This is a genomic window from Rhabdonatronobacter sediminivivens (assembly GCF_013415485.1).
In the GTDB taxonomy this organism is placed as follows: Bacteria; Pseudomonadota; Alphaproteobacteria; order Rhodobacterales; family Rhodobacteraceae; genus Rhabdonatronobacter; species Rhabdonatronobacter sediminivivens.
This window is the reverse complement of the sequence record NZ_JACBXS010000009.1, coordinates 20977-36127: the sequence shown is the minus strand read 5'-3', so window position 1 is coordinate 36127 and position 15151 is coordinate 20977. Positions and strand designations below refer to the sequence as shown.

The following is a 15151-nucleotide window of genomic DNA, read 5'->3' as shown; positions in this document are numbered from 1 at the left end:
GACGACATTATTGACTCTGCGCGTTTCTTGGTCTTTGACCGAATGGAAAGGAATTTGCCATGTCGCGCACCACCGCTCAGACCCCCATTGACGAGATCTGCAACCGCCTCTGGCTGGCAATTGCCGAGCGCAAGCTGCGCCCCGGCGCCCGGCTGAAGGAAGAAGAGCTTTGCGCCATCTTCTCGGTCAGTCGCGCCCGGGTGCGCGCGGCGCTGGCGCGGCTGGAAAGCAGCGGACTGGTGACCCTTGTGCCCAATCGCGGCGCCTTTGTTTCGGAACCCACAATCGAGGAGGCCCGCGACATCTTCTTTGCCCGGCGCACCATCGAGGCGCGGCTGGTCGAACGGTTGTGCACCAATGTCACGCCCCAGGCCCTGTCGCGCCTGCGCGCCCATCTGGAGGATGAGCGCGCCGCGCATGCGCGCAATGATACCTCGGCGATCATCCATCTGTCGGGCGGGTTTCACCTGCTGGTGGCCGAGCTTGCCGGCTCGCGGTACCTCTCCGATGTGCTGAACGAGTTGATCTCGCGCACCTCGCTGATCATCGCCATGTACCAGTCCCGCTCTGCCCCGGATTGCGGCCCCGAGGAACATGAAGAGATCATCCGCATGATCGAGGCTGGCGATGCCGAAGGCACCAAACGCGCCATGGACGCCCATCTGCAGCATCTGGAGGATGCGCTGGACCTGCAGGAGGACAAGCCGCGCCAATCCGCGCTGAGCGACATTCTGGCCTGAGCCGCGCGTCCGACCCGGCGTGCCCGTGCCATGGCCGAAGGCCTTGTCAGGCGCTCATCGGGTCAGCACAATCGGCACCTTGCAGGAGCGGATCATCTCGGTCGTGGTTGACCCGATGATCAGACTGCGGATGCGCGAATGGCCATAGGCGCCCATCACCAGCATGTCGAAGGGGGTTTGCTCGACCAGCTTGGCCAGCGCGGTTTCGGGCTGGCCGCTGACGATCCCGGTCTCGGCTTCGATCCCGGCGGCGGCCAGCATGGCTTTCGCATCGGCCAGCCCCTTGCGTGCCGTGTCACTGGCATTGCCGACGGTGATGACACTGACCTGCAGGTCCCGGTAAAGCCGGGTGCGCGCGACATGGTCCACCGCCCGCATGGCCGAGGCCCCGCCATCATAGGCGATCAGCACCCGTTTCATGGGCTTGAAGGCCCGCGCGGCCACAAAGACGGGTTTCGTGCTGGCCCGCACGATCCGTTCCAGGTTCGACCCAAGGTGCCCACGCGCGAAATCCGCCGCCTCGCCGCGTTTGCCGACAAGCACCATCTCGGCCCCGGCTTCCTGTTCGGCGACCGTATCGACGATATCGCCATGGCGCAGGCGGGTGGTGATCTCGGTGATGCCGGCCTGTTCCAGGATGGCGCGCGCGTCTTCCAGGATCGCCCGGCCCCGGTGCAGCACCAGCCGTGCACGCTGTGCGTCCAGTTCGGCCAGTTCCTCCAGCAGGGCGGTGCGTGCGCCCAGCGCGATGGAGCCGGAATAGTCGGCCGTCCCGGCCCCGTCGCGGCGGCCCAGGATGTGAAGCAGCTCGACCGCCCAGCCGGTCTGCTGCGCGGCCCAGGCCGCATGGTCGCACACGCTTTGCGCATAGATCGAGCCATCCACCAGCGCGATGATCTTGTTGGTCATGCCCTGTCCCCCCTCAATGCGCCGTCAGCTTGTCCATCGCGCCCGGCTTGTCATGGACGGCAAGCTTGTCAACGATGGTTTCGGACGCCTTGTTCATGCCCACGATTTCCACCTCGGCGCCGTCGCGGCGGAATTTCAGCACCGCCATGTCCAGCGCCTGCACCGAGGAGATATCCCAGATATGCGCGCCACTCACGTCGATAATGACACGTTCAGGTGCTTCCTTGAAGTCGAAGGCGGCCATGAAATCTTCGACCGAACCATAGAACATCTGCCCTTCGACCCTGTAGGTGCGCACGCGCCCGTCGGGGCTTATGTCAGTCGTGACACGGAACAGCTGCGCGATCTTGCCGGCAAAGAAGATGCCCGAAAGAAGCACGCCGACCAGCACCCCGATGGCAAGGTTGTGCGTATAGATCACTGTCGCCACAGTGGCGATCATCACCACCGAGCTGGACCGCGGATGCGTCCGCAGGTTACCGATGGAGGACCACGAGAATGTGCCGATACTGACCATGATCATCACCGCCACCAGTGCGGGCATAGGGATGATGCTGACCAGATCGCCCAGGCCCACCACCATGATCAACAGGAACACCCCCGCCGCGAACGACGAAAGCCGCCCGCGCCCGCCGGATTTCACGTTGATGATCGATTGCCCGATCATGGCGCACCCCGCCATGCCACCGATGAAGCCGGTCGCGGTGTTGGCAATACCTTGGCCCACGCATTCCTGATTGCGGTTGGAGCTGGTGTCGGTCAGGTCATCGACGATGTTCTGTGTCAGCAGGCTTTCCAGCAGGCCCACGACCGCCACCGCCACCGAATAGGGCAGGATGATCCACAGTGTTTCCAGGTTCAGAGGAATGTCCGGGATCAGGAACACCGGCAGCGTATCGGGCAGCGCGCCCATGTCGCCCACCACCCGCACATCCAGTCCCAGCGCCCAGGCCAGCGCGGTCAGCACCACGATGGTCACCAGCGGCGAGGGCACGGCCCGGGTCAGCAGCGGAAACAGATAGATGATCGCCAGCCCGGCGGCGACCATCAGATAGGTGATCCAGGTGACGCTGCGCGGGTCAAGCTCTGGAAGCTGCGCGATGAAAATCAAAATCGCCAGCGCGTTGACGAACCCCGTCATCACCGATTTCGACACATAGCGCATGACGAAGCTCAGGCCCGTCACTCCGGCGCCGATCTGCAGGAGCCCCGCCAGCACTGTGGCAGCGAGTAGATATTCCAGCCCGTGATCGCGCACCAGCGTGATCATCAGCACCGCGGTCGCCGCCGTCGCGGCCGAGATCATGCCCGGCCTGCCGCCCGTGATCGCGGTGATCACCGCGATCGAGAAACTAGCGTAAAGCCCCACCTTGGGGTCGACCCCGGCGATGATGGAAAAGGCAATCGCCTCGGGGATTAGGGCCAGCGCCACAACCAGCCCCGACAGCAGGTCACCACGGATGTTGCCGGTCCACTGCCGGCGATAAGCGTCAAGAGAGATCATTCATGTCCCGTTCCCGCCCGCATGGTCAGGGACCAGCAGTCCGGGAAGTCTTCTTTTTCATGTTATCCGGCGGATCGGCGGCCGGAAGAGCCACCCGGGAATCGCGCCCGGGTCCAGGGTTCCTGACGGCTGTCTACACGCCGCAGCGCAGAAAGCCAAGCGCCCCGGCGCCCGCGCAAGGTCAGGCGCCGGTCCTTGCGCCAGCCGCGCGCGCCCCCCGCACCGGGGGCGCTTGGTGGCCTGGGTCACATCGGGTCTGTCATGTTGCCCAGCAGGATTGCGGTCATGTCGAGGGGGGTGTCGGCGGGGTGGGTGGCAAGGTTGATGCCGGTGTCGTAGGCGACGGCCTCGCGGGTCATTGCGGGCAGGTCGGTGCGGCTGTCCACGAAGACCCATTCCGGCCCGGTGTCGCTTTGCAGTCCCACGGCGGCGCGCAGGACCTCCAGGGCATCAAGCGCGGTGATGCGGCCATCCTGGTTGACATCTGCGGCGATGAAGTCCATTGGCCCCGGCGCCCCGAAGGACGGCGTCAGGCCGACAGCCATGCGCAGGATCTCCAGGGCATCCAGGGCGGTGAGCGGCGGGACCCCGCGGGTGTGGTCAAGTGCGGCATCGACATGTCCCGCGCCGGGGGCCAGCCCGGCCAGGGTGAATGTGCCCAGCGCATCGCTGAGCGCGTCGATGCTGCTGCCGTCCGGCAGGGTGGCGGTGACCTCGGCCCCGGCCAGCAGAGTGCCGCCGCGGGTGGTGAGGGTGCCGGTCAGGTCGGTCTGCATCGGTGTCAGGAACAGCATGGCCATGTTGTTGTCCATGTCCCCATCGAACACCGCCGAGGACACATCGGCCATGACCGGGCGGGTCATCACCTCCAGCCCCGAAGGCAGGGCGAAATCGAAGCGCAGGCTTTCGCCGGGGGCGATATCGGGCAGGGCGATTTCGCTCACGGCGCTGGTCAGGGGGGCGGCGCCGGGCAGGGCGGGGGCATTCAGCACGGCCTCGGGCGCGGTCAGTTCCAGCCGCCCGGCGCCGCTGGCCATGTCGCCAGCATTGGCCACCGTCACCGTCAGCACCGAGGCCCCGCCCGCCGCCGCCTCCTGCTCCAGCGTGACCGACAGATCGGCGGCACCCGAGACCTCGATCGGGGTGGCGAACATGTCCACCATGGGAACCATCGCATCCGCGTCCGTCCGCGCGTGCAGCCACCAGACACCCGAGGCAAGGGCCGAGAAATCCCAGTCAAAGCTGAGCGCCCCGGCCTCTGATGCGGGGATCACCGTGTCGATCACCTGCAACCCCGAAAGCGCATCGGGGCTGTCCGAAACAAAGATCGAGAGCCCCGACTGCGCCGCATCGCCCAGGTCCATGTCCAGTTCGATCACGCCGGACCGGGTGCCGGGATCGATGCTGACATCGGTGATGGTGGCCTGCGGGCCCTGCAGGATCTCGCTGGCGTCATAGCGGATCTCGCCGCGGCCAGTCTCGTCCGCCAGGCGCAGGTCCCAGGTCCCGGCCACGGGGGCCTGCAGGGCGACATGGCGGCCGATGGGACTGCTAAGGTCATCGACCAGGGCAATATCGCCGGCCTGCCCGGTGCCGGGGCCGAAATCGGCCTCGGTCAGGACGGTGCCATCGGGGGCGATCAGCTCCAGCCGGGCGTCATCGGTGGGGGTGTCCCATTGCGCCGACAGGATCACCAGATCCTGCGCGGGGCCCAGCGCCCAGCTGCCGATGGCGTCGATGCTGTCGGTCCCCAGCCGCTCATAGCGCCCGTCCAGCCAGAAGCGCAGCCCGGCCGAGACCTCGCCATAGAAGGGGACGCTGAAGCTGGTCCAGGCGGCGGCGAAATCGTTGGAATTGTCCCCGTCCGAGGTGAACACCGCCAATCCGTTGCCCGCGCGCGACAGCCCCCCGATCAGCGGGATCGCCTCGGGGAAGGTGGCGCTGGCCCCGACCGAGGCATTGACCAGGATCACCTCCTCGCTGAGCATCTGGGTGGTGAAATTCGCCTGGCCGGTGATCACATCGCCCAGGAAATTCGCCCCCACGCTGGCCGAAAGCGTCGGCCGGGCGAAATCCACCATGACCGACCCGCCAAGGCTGAGAAGCTCGAACTCCAGCACGTCATCGGCATCGACGCCCAGCCAGCGGATCATCGGCTGGGCGATGCGCTCCACCTCGCCGGGCAGCAGATAGCCGACCTCGGTCTTCGCCTCCATCTCCAGGGTGACGCGGGCGCCTTCGATCTTGCCGCCGATATGGCCGCGCAGGGGTGACAGCGGCGTCGGCCCCAGCGACATCAGGATATCGGCGCTGAGCACCGGCCATTCATCGGGGTCCTGCGCGGCCAGCCCCTCGGCCGCCAGCTTGCCGCCCTGCACGAAGATCCCGGTGGTGCCCAGCGGCTTGTTCAGCCCGTCGATGCCGAAGGCGAAGCTGTCGATCGCCGCCGGGTCCCAGCCCGCGCCGACCTCGGCCTCCAGCGTCAGCCCCTTGAACAGCGTCGGCATGGTGCCCTTGAAGGCGCCGCCGAATTCCTTCTCCACCGTATCGAGCGAGAAGCTCATCTCCTCGATGAAGGGGCGGCCCGGGGCGGGGGTGCCGCCCTGCTGGCCCTCATACTTGATCTCGCCGACGATATCCCAGGTCCAGCCATCGCCATCGTGGCCGATGCGCAGGAACTTGTCGCCGCGGGCAAAGAACGACTCCGGGTCGTCCTGGTCTCCGGCCAGATCCAGCGTGAGCTTGCTGGTGGAGCTGTCCGACAGGAAGCTGTATTCCTTCGCCACCGTCTCGCCCCAGGTCAGTTCGGCCTTGCCGCTGAACCAGGCGCTGTCGGTGATCAGGTCATAGTCAATCCCCAGATCCGAAAACTCCAGCCCGAAGGGCGCGCCTTCGGGCAGGGGCAGCGCCAGCGCGTCATCGCTGAACCACCGCCCCGTGCCAAGCGCCGAAAGGCCAAAGGATGGGCCGTCGGCATCGATCCCCAGCGCCAGCAGCCCGCCGCTGGTGTCGAGCGCCTCCAGCACGCCGTCAAACCCCAGATCGGTGCGCAGGGTGATCCCTTCGGGGGCGATGACGATATCCGAGAACACCATCTCGATCAGCCCGCCCACCAGACTGTGCGAGCCTTCGACCGCGTTATCGGTGAAATCGCTCACCGCAAGGGTCCCCATGTCGATGCTGAACCCGCCCTCCATCAGCGGCAGATCGGTGTCGAACTGTTCGGAAAACAGCTTGCCCGAAACGCTCAGGATCCCGTTTTCGACCGAGGCTTCGGCGTCCTCGATGCGGATCAGCCGCTCAAGCCCGGCCTTGTGGCCGATATGGATCACTCCGCCCGGCACCGCCTTGATCGGCCCGCCCGGCCCCTCACGCCCCCAGCCGTTCGAGGCATTGACCACCAACTGCCCGGTGTTCACCACCGACCAGTCAAAGGCCGAGGCCGTGGCCCCGCCAAGGTCATTATTGGCCACCACCGTCACCGCGTAATCGCCCGGCGCCAGATCCGGCGTGGCCGCGACCCGGCCGCTGCGGGGGTCCAGGTCCACGCCTTCGGGCAGGTCGGGGATGGCATAGTCCAGCGGCCCGGCATCGCTGAAATAGCTGTTCAGGTCGATGACCGGGGTTTCCCCCTCCATCGAGGCGAATTCGGTGAAGAGGGTGGAGCCGGGCACCGGCAGCCCTTCGGTCCAGACATTGGTGAAGCCGCGCGGGTTGCTGTCCAGCGTGCCCGGCGCGATATCGGCCAGCATCCGTGCCGCGCCGGTGTTCAGATCCATGACCCAGGGTTCGCGGTTATGGGTCGTATCATTATAGGCAAAGACGATCTTGTCACGGCCCAGCGCGGTGATCTGCTCCATGCCGTTGATGCGGATATCCTCGCTCAGCAGCCGGGTGCCGGACGGGGTGCCGTTGCTGATCCACAGATCGGTGCCCTGATCCGCGCCCATCCATGCCGACATCAGGAACCGCCCGCCCGGAAGGTCGGCGGGAAGGATGGTGAAGGACGTCGCCCCGTCGACGACCATGGTGCTGGAGCGTGCGGTCAGATCGGTGATCCAGATGCCGCGGTCTCCGCCGGTGGTGGTGCTGACATGCATGATGCTTGACGCATCCAGCCATATGGTCCCGCCGATGCTTGTCAGATCCGCGTTGAGCAGCGAGGTGCCCGAGGCCGTGCCGTCGGTGATCCAGAGCGCTTCCTCGCGCGGAAAACGCGTTTCCGCAGCAAAGGCAACGCGTCCGTCGGGCAGGATGCTCATGCCAAGGTTGGTGTATGCCGGGCCGGGGATGCTGTCGTCGTCGGAGGATCCGAACAGCAGATCGGTGCCGCCGATCGTTCCATCCGTGACGAGCAGCCGGTTGGCAGCCCAACCGCTGCCGCGGTCGATCTCATACACGACAGTGCCGGTATAGAGGAGTTTCTCTCCGGGGAGTGCCACCATTGGAAACATGCTGTAGGACGTGACGCCCCAGCCCCCTCCCGACGGCATTTCGAACACAACAGGACCGGGGGCCGGCTGCGTGGTCTGATGCGATTCTGTCCGGGTCACGGTTCCGGCCGGGGTGCCGTCGGTGATGATATTCTGCGCAAAGAATCCCGCAGCCTCGCGGGCCGCCACCTCCACCCGGCCATCGGGCAGGGTCAGATAGGTGATGACCCCGTTGCCTTCCTCGCCCGCGCGGATGTCGCGCAGCATCCTTGTGCCACCGGCGGTGCCATTGGTGATCCACAGCTCGCGCCCATGGATGCCGTCATCGCCGCCGAAAAGCGCCTGCCCGCGCCCCAGAGGGTGAAAGAGCGTGTCTTCGTGGCGGGTGTCGATCGGCGGGGCGCCATCTGCGCTGCCCGGGTTGATATCGGCGACCAGGCGCGTGCCTTCGGGGGTGCCGTTGGTGACCCAGACCTCGCGCCCGTGGACCCCGTCATCGGCGGTGAAGATCACCTGCCCGGGGCGAAGCTGCAGGAAGTCACCGGGGTTTGACGACAGCGCATTGCCGTCGTCATCCACCCCGGGGTTGATATCCTTCAGCAGCACCGTCCCCTCGAACGTCCCGTCCGAGATCCACAGCTCACGCCCGCTGTGGCCCGCTTCGGCATTGCGGCCATCATCGGCGGCAAAGACCACGCGCCCATCGCCCAGCGCGGTCAGGCCCGAAGGCTCACTGCTGCGCCCGCCGCCGATATTGCGCACCATGAAGGTGCCCGATTCCGTCCCGTCGCTGACCCACAGCTCATCGCGCCCGCCGAACAGGTCATCGCGGGCGCGGAACATCACCCGCCCGTCGCCCAGATCGACCATGGATTGCGGGTTGCTGCCGCGAAAGATCGGCAGCGTGTCGTTGTTGGCGTTGATGTCCTTGACCATCCGGGTTCCGCCCGGGGTGCCATCGGTGACCCAGAGTTCGGTTCCCAGGCCCGGGGCGTCGCGCTCGCCGGTGATGTTCGTGTCGATGGCGCTGAAATAGATGCGTGCTGGCATGCTCGTGGTTCCCTGGTCCTGCGGCGCTGCGTGAGGTGCCCCAGACGCCGCGCATCGGGACTGCGGACAGGTTTGCGGCGGGCAGGCCTGTTCCACTGGCCCGATGCGCAGACCTTTCACCGGGGGGCATAGGGCCGCGTCAACACATCCGGTCCGCATCCCGGATGCATATGCCCCGGGGCAGTCGCGCGGAATGATATCGAAACGGCCTGTGGCCTCTGGCTGCGGAAATGAGCACCTTGCTGCCAAGGACGTTACGGATTCGCCAGAGATGCATCCTTGATGCAGATCAAGATCGGCCATCGGCACTTGGTTTGTGTGGCGCTGCAGGATTGTGCGTGTGCCGGATTTTTGGGCAAACGGCTGGAGCGGGCAGAATGTGCAACGGCGCAGCGGCCCGTGCAGCTTGACCGGGATCGCGCGGCCGTAAGAAGACCTTGGCAGAAGTGCTTACACTTGCCGAAGGACGCGCCGCCATGATCCGCCAGATCCTTGTCGCAACCGGGCTTGCCCTGACCCCTTTCGCGGCCATGTCAGGCTCCCTGACCCTGTATGCCAGCGCCGAGGATCTGGCGACCGAAGGTTTCACCGCGCCCAGATTGACCCGTGATGGCTGGGCGCTGGAGTTCACGCGCATCACCGCCCGGTTCGACCAGATCACCGCCTGGCAGACCGATCCCCCCTTCATGGCCGATGGCCCCCGGATTTCCGGCACGCCGCTGCCGCTTGACGGGCCGTTCACCGTGGACCTGGTTGCCGCCGATGCCGACCACCGCGTTGCGCTGGTCACGGTGGAGGCCCCGCCGGGGCATTACAACGCGCTGAGTTGGGCGATGGTCGCCGATGAAGCCATCCCTGCGCTGGTGCTCGAAGGGGTCGCGCGCAAGGATGGCACCGAAGTCGCCTTTTCCCTGCAAACATCCGAAGCGATCGCCCATGCCTGCGGTGAATATCTGGGCGATACGCGCAAGGGGTTTGTCACCGAAGGCGCCGGCGCCGATCTGGAGATCACCCTGCATCTGGATCATCTTTTCGGACGGGCCGACCGCGCGCCCGATGACCCCATGAACCTGGCCGCACCAGGGTTCGAACCCTTTGCCGGGGGTGGGGTGCAGGCGTTCTCGCTTGACGGGCTGCATCTGGGCCATGTGGGCGAAGGGCATTGCCATGACACGCGGCTATAGGCTGGCAGCCTTCGCGCTGTGCCTGGCGGCGCCGGTGCCCGCCCTGTCCCATGCCGCGCTGGTCACGGCTGAAACCGCGACCGCCATCCGGCTGCAGGCGGGGTATGACACGGGCGACCCCATGGCGCATGCGCAGGTGCGCATCTATGCCCCCGATGATCCTGCGCGCCCCTGGGGGCAGGGCGTGACCGACCGCGAGGGCGGGTTCGAGTTCATCCCCGATCCCCTCCCCGGGCGCTGGTCGGTGCAGGTGCGCCAGGCCGGTCACGGCGCCATGGCTTATGTGGAGGTCGGCGCCGCAGGGCCGGTCAGTCTGAGCACCGCCACCAGGCCGGACCGCGTGCAGCAGGCGGTGATGGTGGCTCTGGTGGCCTGGGGCGCGCTGGGCACGGCGCTCTTTGCCCTGCGCAAACGGGGGCGGGGCGATGCATCTTCCTGACGGGATCGTGCCGGTCAGCATGGCGCTGGCGGGCTATGGGGCCAGCGCGGCACTGGCCGGGCTGGCGCTGGCGCGTATCCGCGCCCTGCCGGACCCGCAGGGGCAGGTGCCGCGCGCGGCCATGCTGACGGCGGTGTTCTTTGCGGCATCGCTGGTGGCGGTGCCGGTGCCCCCGGCTTCGGTGCATCTGCTGCTGGCGGGGCTGATGGGGGTGCTGCTGGGCTGGTTTGCCGTGCCCGCGATCCTGGTGGGGCTGTTCCTGCAGGCGGTGCTTTTCGGTCATGGCGGGATCACCACGCTGGGGCTGAACGCCGTGATCCTGGGCCTGCCTGCGCTGATGGCCCATGCGGTGTGGCGGCTGGCGGGGCGGCGCTGGCCGGATCTGGCGGGGTTTGTGGCCGGGGCAGGGGCGGTGCTGGCGGTGCTGGCGCTGTTCGTGGCGATCGTGCTGGCGGGGCTGCCGGTGGCGCTGGACCCGGGGGCAGAGCGGATGGCGCTGGGTGCGTTGGTGCTGGCCCATCTGCCGCTGGCCCTGGCCGAGGGCATGATCGTCCTGGCGGTCCTGCGCCTGTTGCGGCGGATGGAGCCGCGGCTTCTGCCCCATGGCTGAGCGCGCCGAGGCGCTGAACCCGCGCGCACGCCTGGTGGCGGCGCTGCTGCTGGCCTTTGGCATTGCCGCGGTGCAGGGGGGCGCGGTTCTGCCGCTGGTTGCGGCGCTGGCGGGCGGTGTGGTGCTGGCACTGGGGCAGGGGCGGCGGGTGGTGCGGGGCCTGCGCGCCCCGGCGCTGCTGGCGATGGCACTGCTGCTGGTGCTGCCCTTTGCCGCGGGGGGGACGGTTCTGGCCCAGATCGGCCCGCTTGTATTGCGCCAGGAGGGGCTGCAGGCCGCCGTGCTCATGGCCACGCGGCTCCTGTCCATCGTGGCGCTGACCCTGGCACTGCTGGCGCCGCTGTCGCCTGCGCAACTGGTGGCTGGGCTGCGGGGCCTGGGCCTTCCGGGGCTGATCACCGATCTGGCGCTGCTGACCGCCCGCTATCTGGAGGAAACCCGGGCCGAGCTTGCCCGCGCGCAGCTTGCCCGCCGCCTGCGCGGGGGGCGCCCGGGCTGGCGCGCAGTGCCGGATCAGGCCGCGCTGCTGGCCTGCGCGCTGATCCGCGCCCAGACGCGGGCCGAGCGGCTCTGGGCGGCCATGCGCCTGCGCGGTCATGGTGCCGCGCCGATGGCACCCGCCGCCGCCTTGACCACGCGTGACCGGGTGGCCATGACCGGGGCTGCGGGGGCGGCGCTGGCGCTTGTGCTGCTGGACCGGATGCCATGACCCTGCTGGCGCTGGACGCGCTCTCGGTTGGCTGGCCGGGGCGGGCGCCGGTGCTTTCGGGCCTGTCGCTGCAACTGGACCCGGGCGCGCGGGTGGCCCTGATCGGCCCCAATGGTGCGGGGAAATCCAGCCTGTTTCACACCATCGCCGGGGTGCTGGCGCCGCAGGCAGGCGCGCTGCGGCTGCAGGGGCAACCGCTGCTGACGGGGGGCTTTGATCCCCGCATCGCCCTGGTCTTTCAGCAGGCCGAGGATCAGCTCTTCTGCCCCACCCTGGCCGAGGATGTGGCCTTCGGGGCCCGCAACCTGGGCCTGCCGGATGCGCAGGTGCAGGCGCGCTGCGCGCAGGCGCTGGCCGATTGCGGGCTGAGCGGGCTGGAAGATCGCCCCGTGCACCACCTTTCGGGCGGCGAGAAACGCCGCGCCTGTATCGCCGGGGCGCTGGTCATGCGCCCCGAGTTGCTGCTACTGGATGAACCCTCGGGCGGGCTGGACCTGCGCAACCGGCGGCGGCTGATCACGCTGCTGGCGGGGCTGGAGCACGCCATGCTGATTGCCAGCCACGACCTGGAACTGGTGCTGGAACTGTGCCCCCGGGTGGTGCTGATCGATCAGGGCGGTATCCGGGCCGATGGCCCCGCCCGCGCGGTGCTGGGCGATGCCGCGCTGATGGAGGCCCACGGCCAGGAGGTGCCGCCCTCGCTGACCCGCCCGCGCGCATCACCGGTTCAGAAATGATCCTTCACGCGCAGATGCGCATGGGGCGCGGCACCATGGCCGTGGTCATGGCTGGCCTGGCAGGTTTCCACCGGGATCAGGAACAGGTTGCCATGCATCACCCCGCGCTGGCCGAGGACCCCGTCGGCATAGGCCCGCAGCGCCTCCACCGGCCCGCGCAGGATCGCCGTTTCCAGGCAGCTGTCATGATCCAGATGCACATGGCTGGTGGTGATGCTCAGCGCATGATGGGCATGGTGGTGATGCATCAGGCGGCTGGAAAGATCCCGGGTGTGGTGGTCATAGACATAACTCAGCACGCCCATGGCTTCGGCGGTGGGGGGCTCTTCGGGGCGCGCGCGCAGGGCCGTGCGCAGCAGGTCGCGCATGGCTTCCGAGCGTGTGTCATAGCGCCGGTCCTGCACGAAGCGGTCCAGCGCGGCGCAAAGGGTTTCAGGCAGGGTAACGGTCACGCGTTGCATGGGCTGGTCCAATCCGCTGGGCAGGCGAAGTCTGGCACGGCGGGGCGCGGCGCGGCAAGAGAGCATTGCGCCGCGCCGGGTGCAGCACGGGGCCGCGCGCCACCCCGCAGGGGCCGCCAGGGTCAGGCCACCTCGGCCATGTTGCCCAGCAGGATGCCGGTCAGGCCCAGGTCCAGGTCGCTGTCACCGGCGGCGATGGTGATCCCGGTGTCGAACTGGACATTGCTGCGTGACAGGTCCAGCGCCTCCCAGTCAGTGGCGCTGTCGACAAAGACCCAGCGGGGCGCGTTGTCGCTGGCCAGCCCTACGGCGGCGCGCAGCACCTCCAGCGCATCCAGCGCGGTGATCTGCCCGTCGCCATTGACGTCAGCGGCGATGAAATTGAGCGCCTGCGCCGGGCCGAAGCTGGGGTCCAGCCCCACGGCCATGCGCAGCACCTCCAGCGCGTCCATGGCGCTGGGGCGGCCATCGGTGGCGGGGTCATGGTCGCGGCTGGCGGCAAGCTCCCCGGCCAGACCCTTGGCAACGCGCAGGTCGAATGCGCTATCTGGGCCGGTCCGGGTGGTCTGCATTTCCCAGCCGTCTGCTGCGGCGGTGAAAGTGACGTCGACATTGGCCATCGCATTGCCCGCCATATCGCTGACATGGCCCGCAACGGTGAGGTCCAGATCCAGATCGGCCACCTCGGTCGTGCTCGGGCTGCTGACATGTGTAAATTTCAGCATGTGGATATCCGACAAGGTGTCGGTGCCGTCCGGACTGCCCTCGCGCTGGTCGGTGACCACCAGCGTGTCCTGCGGACCGTGGGCGATGTCATAGTCTCTGAACACGCCCGAGAACACCGCCGTGTTCATCCCGCCGCCGCCGAACAGCAGGTCATCCCCCGGCCCGCCGGTCAGGAAGTCGTTGCCCGGCCCGCCGATCAGCGTATCGTTGCCCTCGAACCCGAAAATCGCCGTGCCGACATCGCCCGCCTGCAACTCATCATCCCCGTCCGTACCCAGCAGATCAGCTGCGAAGGGGAGCGCCAGGACATTGGTGACGTAGCCGACAGTCGCAGTGGCGGTCCAGACCCCCACCATGGGCCCATCGGGCAGCGGCACGATGGTGGCATTGCCGTGCAGGAAGCTCATGCCAAGGTCTTCCCAGGCGCGAACCGCGCGCGAAAGCTCGCCCACCGCATTGCCCTCGGCATCGAAGCGCTGGGCCGAGTTGATGCCGACTGACTGGCCCCAGCCCGGATGATTGGCGACCAGTAGCAGGAAGCCGCCATCCGGCATCGCCGCGACATCCACATCCAGGTCGATGCGCCCCAGCGGCAGCAGTGGCTGTTCGTCGTTCAGCGGGTTGCCTTCGGCATCGAAGCGGCGCCAGAAGGTCGCCTGCGCGTGAACCCCGGCTTCCACCCAGGCCACCACGATGCTGCCATCATCCAGCAGTGCGGCGGCGGGGCTGTTCTTGTGCGAGTCATGGCTCTGGGGCACCAGGAAGGGCTCGCCCAGTGGCGCGCCGGTCGCATCGATGATCTGGCCCAGAACGGTGTTGTATTGATCCGGCGCTTCCGGGTGCTGCGGGTTCGCAGCCAGGATTGCCAGGTACTGGCCATCGGTCAGCGGCACCGTATCGCTTACGTGACCGGTACTCCAGTCCATGATCCGGCTGGCTTGGGCTATGGGCTGGCCGGTGGCGATGAAGGGCTGGCTGAAGCTGCTACTGGCGGCACCATACATCGTCATCATGCCGCCGTGGCCAGCCTGCCACGCGACGGCAAAGCCGCCATGGTCCAGTGCAGTCAGCGCGGGCGCGATGTCCTGGGACGCATTGAGGGTGACATTGACCGGCATCCCGGTGTTGGCGTTGATGACCTCGCGCGGTGGCAGGATGCTGAGCGCATCGCTGGTCTGCGCGCCGTTGGCGTCATAAGTCTGGATAGCAGGTGCTGCGTTTCGAAATCAGACCAGGCGATGGCATAGCCGCCATCGGCCAGCCCTACCGCGCCCGGTGGGGCCCAAATCCCCGAATACCAGTGAGAAAACTCGGTCAGAGTTTGCGGATCGCCGATGCGGTTGCCGGCGCTATCAAGGCGCTGCGCGCGGACGCTATGGTCCCAGTCGTCTTCCGGATCGGGCTGGATGCGGTTCTGGTAGACAACCAGCATGCCGCCATCGGCCAAGGGGGTGGCGACGGCGCGGTCCTGGAAGCCGGTCATGTCCGGCTGGACGGCGAAGGCAGGTGCGGAGGGGTGAAGCTGATAGGCCATGGCTGTTCTCCTGGGATCCTTCAGGGCAGTATTCCGCACCGCCGCGCGCTGACCTTGACATGGGTCAAGTGATGCCTACTGCGAGCGCTATCACCCATGAGTACTCGGCGGTTGT

Annotated in this window: 12 protein-coding genes and 1 other annotated feature; of the genes, 6 read left to right on the top strand and 6 right to left on the bottom strand. The window is 67.5% G+C overall.

All coding sequences use genetic code 11. From position 1 onward, the window contains the following. Positions 1–59: 59 nt before the first annotated feature. Entirely contained in the window at positions 60–740 is a 681-nt protein-coding gene (locus HUK65_RS06085) for a GntR family transcriptional regulator (RefSeq protein WP_179905262.1), read from the top strand. A 54-nt stretch (positions 741–794) separates the two neighbouring features. Here the strand turns inward: HUK65_RS06085 and HUK65_RS06080 are convergent, their stop codons facing one another. The 3 genes from HUK65_RS06080 to HUK65_RS06070 all read right to left on the bottom strand — a co-directional run bounded on the left by HUK65_RS06080 (position 795) and on the right by HUK65_RS06070 (position 8636). Continuing rightward, a complete protein-coding gene (locus HUK65_RS06080) occupies positions 795–1649 on the bottom strand; it encodes a universal stress protein (RefSeq protein WP_179905261.1) in 855 nt (284 codons plus the stop codon). A gap of 13 nt (positions 1650–1662) precedes the next feature. Then, positions 1663–3153 carry a SulP family inorganic anion transporter gene (locus tag HUK65_RS06075; RefSeq protein ID WP_179905260.1) on the bottom strand — a complete coding sequence of 497 codons (1491 nt, stop codon included), beginning with the start codon at positions 3151–3153 and terminating at the stop codon, positions 1663–1665. A 60-nt stretch (positions 3154–3213) separates the two neighbouring features. Next, positions 3214–3271 (bottom strand) — a sequence feature (sul1 is cis-regulatory element that is thought to sense ions involved in sulfur or methionine metabolism; They are found in Alphaproteobacteria). 127 nt (positions 3272–3398) lie between these two features. Further along, entirely contained in the window at positions 3399–8636 is a 5238-nt protein-coding gene (locus HUK65_RS06070) for a dockerin type I domain-containing protein (RefSeq protein ID WP_179905259.1), read from the bottom strand. 476 nt (positions 8637–9112) lie between these two features. On the opposite strand from HUK65_RS06070, the gene HUK65_RS06065 reads away from it, so the two are divergent. Genes HUK65_RS06065 through HUK65_RS06045 form a run of 5 tightly spaced genes read left to right on the top strand, consistent with a single transcriptional unit; the run spans position 9113 to position 12315 of the window. Further along, positions 9113–9820, top strand: coding sequence for a hypothetical protein (locus HUK65_RS06065; RefSeq protein WP_179905258.1), 708 nt, complete (start codon positions 9113–9115; stop codon positions 9818–9820). After that, positions 9804–10259, top strand: coding sequence for a carboxypeptidase regulatory-like domain-containing protein (locus HUK65_RS06060; protein ID WP_179905257.1), 456 nt, complete (start codon positions 9804–9806; stop codon positions 10257–10259). Before HUK65_RS06065 ends, HUK65_RS06060 begins: the two co-directional genes overlap by 17 nt. Beyond that, positions 10246–10869, top strand: coding sequence for a cobalt transporter CbiM (gene cbiM / locus HUK65_RS06055; protein WP_179905256.1), 624 nt, complete (start codon positions 10246–10248; stop codon positions 10867–10869). Before HUK65_RS06060 ends, cbiM begins: the two co-directional genes overlap by 14 nt. After that, positions 10862–11578, top strand: a complete 717-nt coding sequence (locus tag HUK65_RS06050; protein WP_179905255.1) for a CbiQ family ECF transporter T component — start codon at positions 10862–10864, stop codon at positions 11576–11578. Before cbiM ends, HUK65_RS06050 begins: the two co-directional genes overlap by 8 nt. Next, the gene (locus HUK65_RS06045; RefSeq protein ID WP_179905254.1) at positions 11575–12315 is read left to right on the top strand and encodes an energy-coupling factor ABC transporter ATP-binding protein; all 741 of its coding nucleotides are present in this window, start codon (positions 11575–11577) and stop codon (positions 12313–12315) included. The genes HUK65_RS06050 and HUK65_RS06045 overlap by 4 nt, the downstream gene beginning before the upstream one ends. Here the strand turns inward: HUK65_RS06045 and nikR are convergent. The 3 genes from nikR to HUK65_RS06030 all read right to left on the bottom strand — a co-directional run bounded on the left by nikR (position 12306) and on the right by HUK65_RS06030 (position 15036). After that, positions 12306–12776 carry a nickel-responsive transcriptional regulator NikR gene (gene nikR / locus HUK65_RS06040; RefSeq protein ID WP_179905253.1) on the bottom strand — a complete coding sequence of 157 codons (471 nt, stop codon included), beginning with the start codon at positions 12774–12776 and terminating at the stop codon, positions 12306–12308. The genes HUK65_RS06045 and nikR overlap by 10 nt on opposite strands. Positions 12777–12898: 122 nt before the next feature. Next, positions 12899–14620 carry a dockerin type I domain-containing protein gene (locus HUK65_RS19090; RefSeq protein WP_179905252.1) on the bottom strand — a complete coding sequence of 574 codons (1722 nt, stop codon included), beginning with the start codon at positions 14618–14620 and terminating at the stop codon, positions 12899–12901. After that, the gene (locus HUK65_RS06030; RefSeq protein ID WP_179905251.1) at positions 14569–15036 is read right to left on the bottom strand and encodes a hypothetical protein; all 468 of its coding nucleotides are present in this window, start codon (positions 15034–15036) and stop codon (positions 14569–14571) included. The genes HUK65_RS19090 and HUK65_RS06030 overlap by 52 nt, the downstream gene beginning before the upstream one ends. Positions 15037–15151 lie beyond the last annotated feature (115 nt).

Bases quoted from the DNA above. Each gene is read 5' to 3' on its own strand.
- HUK65_RS06065 (WP_179905258.1), top strand. From the start codon at position 9,113: ATGATCCGCCAGATCCTTGTCGCAACCGGGCTTGCCCTGACCCCTTTC.
- HUK65_RS06080 (WP_179905261.1), bottom strand. From the start codon at position 1,649: ATGACCAACAAGATCATCGCGCTGGTGGATGGCTCGATCTATGCGCAA.
- cbiM (WP_179905256.1), top strand. From the start codon at position 10,246: ATGCATCTTCCTGACGGGATCGTGCCGGTCAGCATGGCGCTGGCGGGC.
- HUK65_RS19090 (WP_179905252.1), bottom strand. From the start codon at position 14,620: ATGCCGGTCAATGTCACCCTCAATGCGTCCCAGGACATCGCGCCCGCG.
- HUK65_RS06075 (WP_179905260.1), bottom strand. From the start codon at position 3,153: ATGATCTCTCTTGACGCTTATCGCCGGCAGTGGACCGGCAACATCCGT.
- HUK65_RS06085 (WP_179905262.1), top strand. From the start codon at position 60: ATGTCGCGCACCACCGCTCAGACCCCCATTGACGAGATCTGCAACCGC.
- HUK65_RS06050 (WP_179905255.1), top strand. From the start codon at position 10,862: ATGGCTGAGCGCGCCGAGGCGCTGAACCCGCGCGCACGCCTGGTGGCG.
- HUK65_RS06070 (WP_179905259.1), bottom strand. From the start codon at position 8,636: ATGCCAGCACGCATCTATTTCAGCGCCATCGACACGAACATCACCGGC.
- nikR (WP_179905253.1), bottom strand. From the start codon at position 12,776: ATGCAACGCGTGACCGTTACCCTGCCTGAAACCCTTTGCGCCGCGCTG.
- HUK65_RS06045 (WP_179905254.1), top strand. From the start codon at position 11,575: ATGACCCTGCTGGCGCTGGACGCGCTCTCGGTTGGCTGGCCGGGGCGG.
- HUK65_RS06060 (WP_179905257.1), top strand. From the start codon at position 9,804: ATGACACGCGGCTATAGGCTGGCAGCCTTCGCGCTGTGCCTGGCGGCG.
- HUK65_RS06030 (WP_179905251.1), bottom strand. From the start codon at position 15,036: ATGGCCTATCAGCTTCACCCCTCCGCACCTGCCTTCGCCGTCCAGCCG.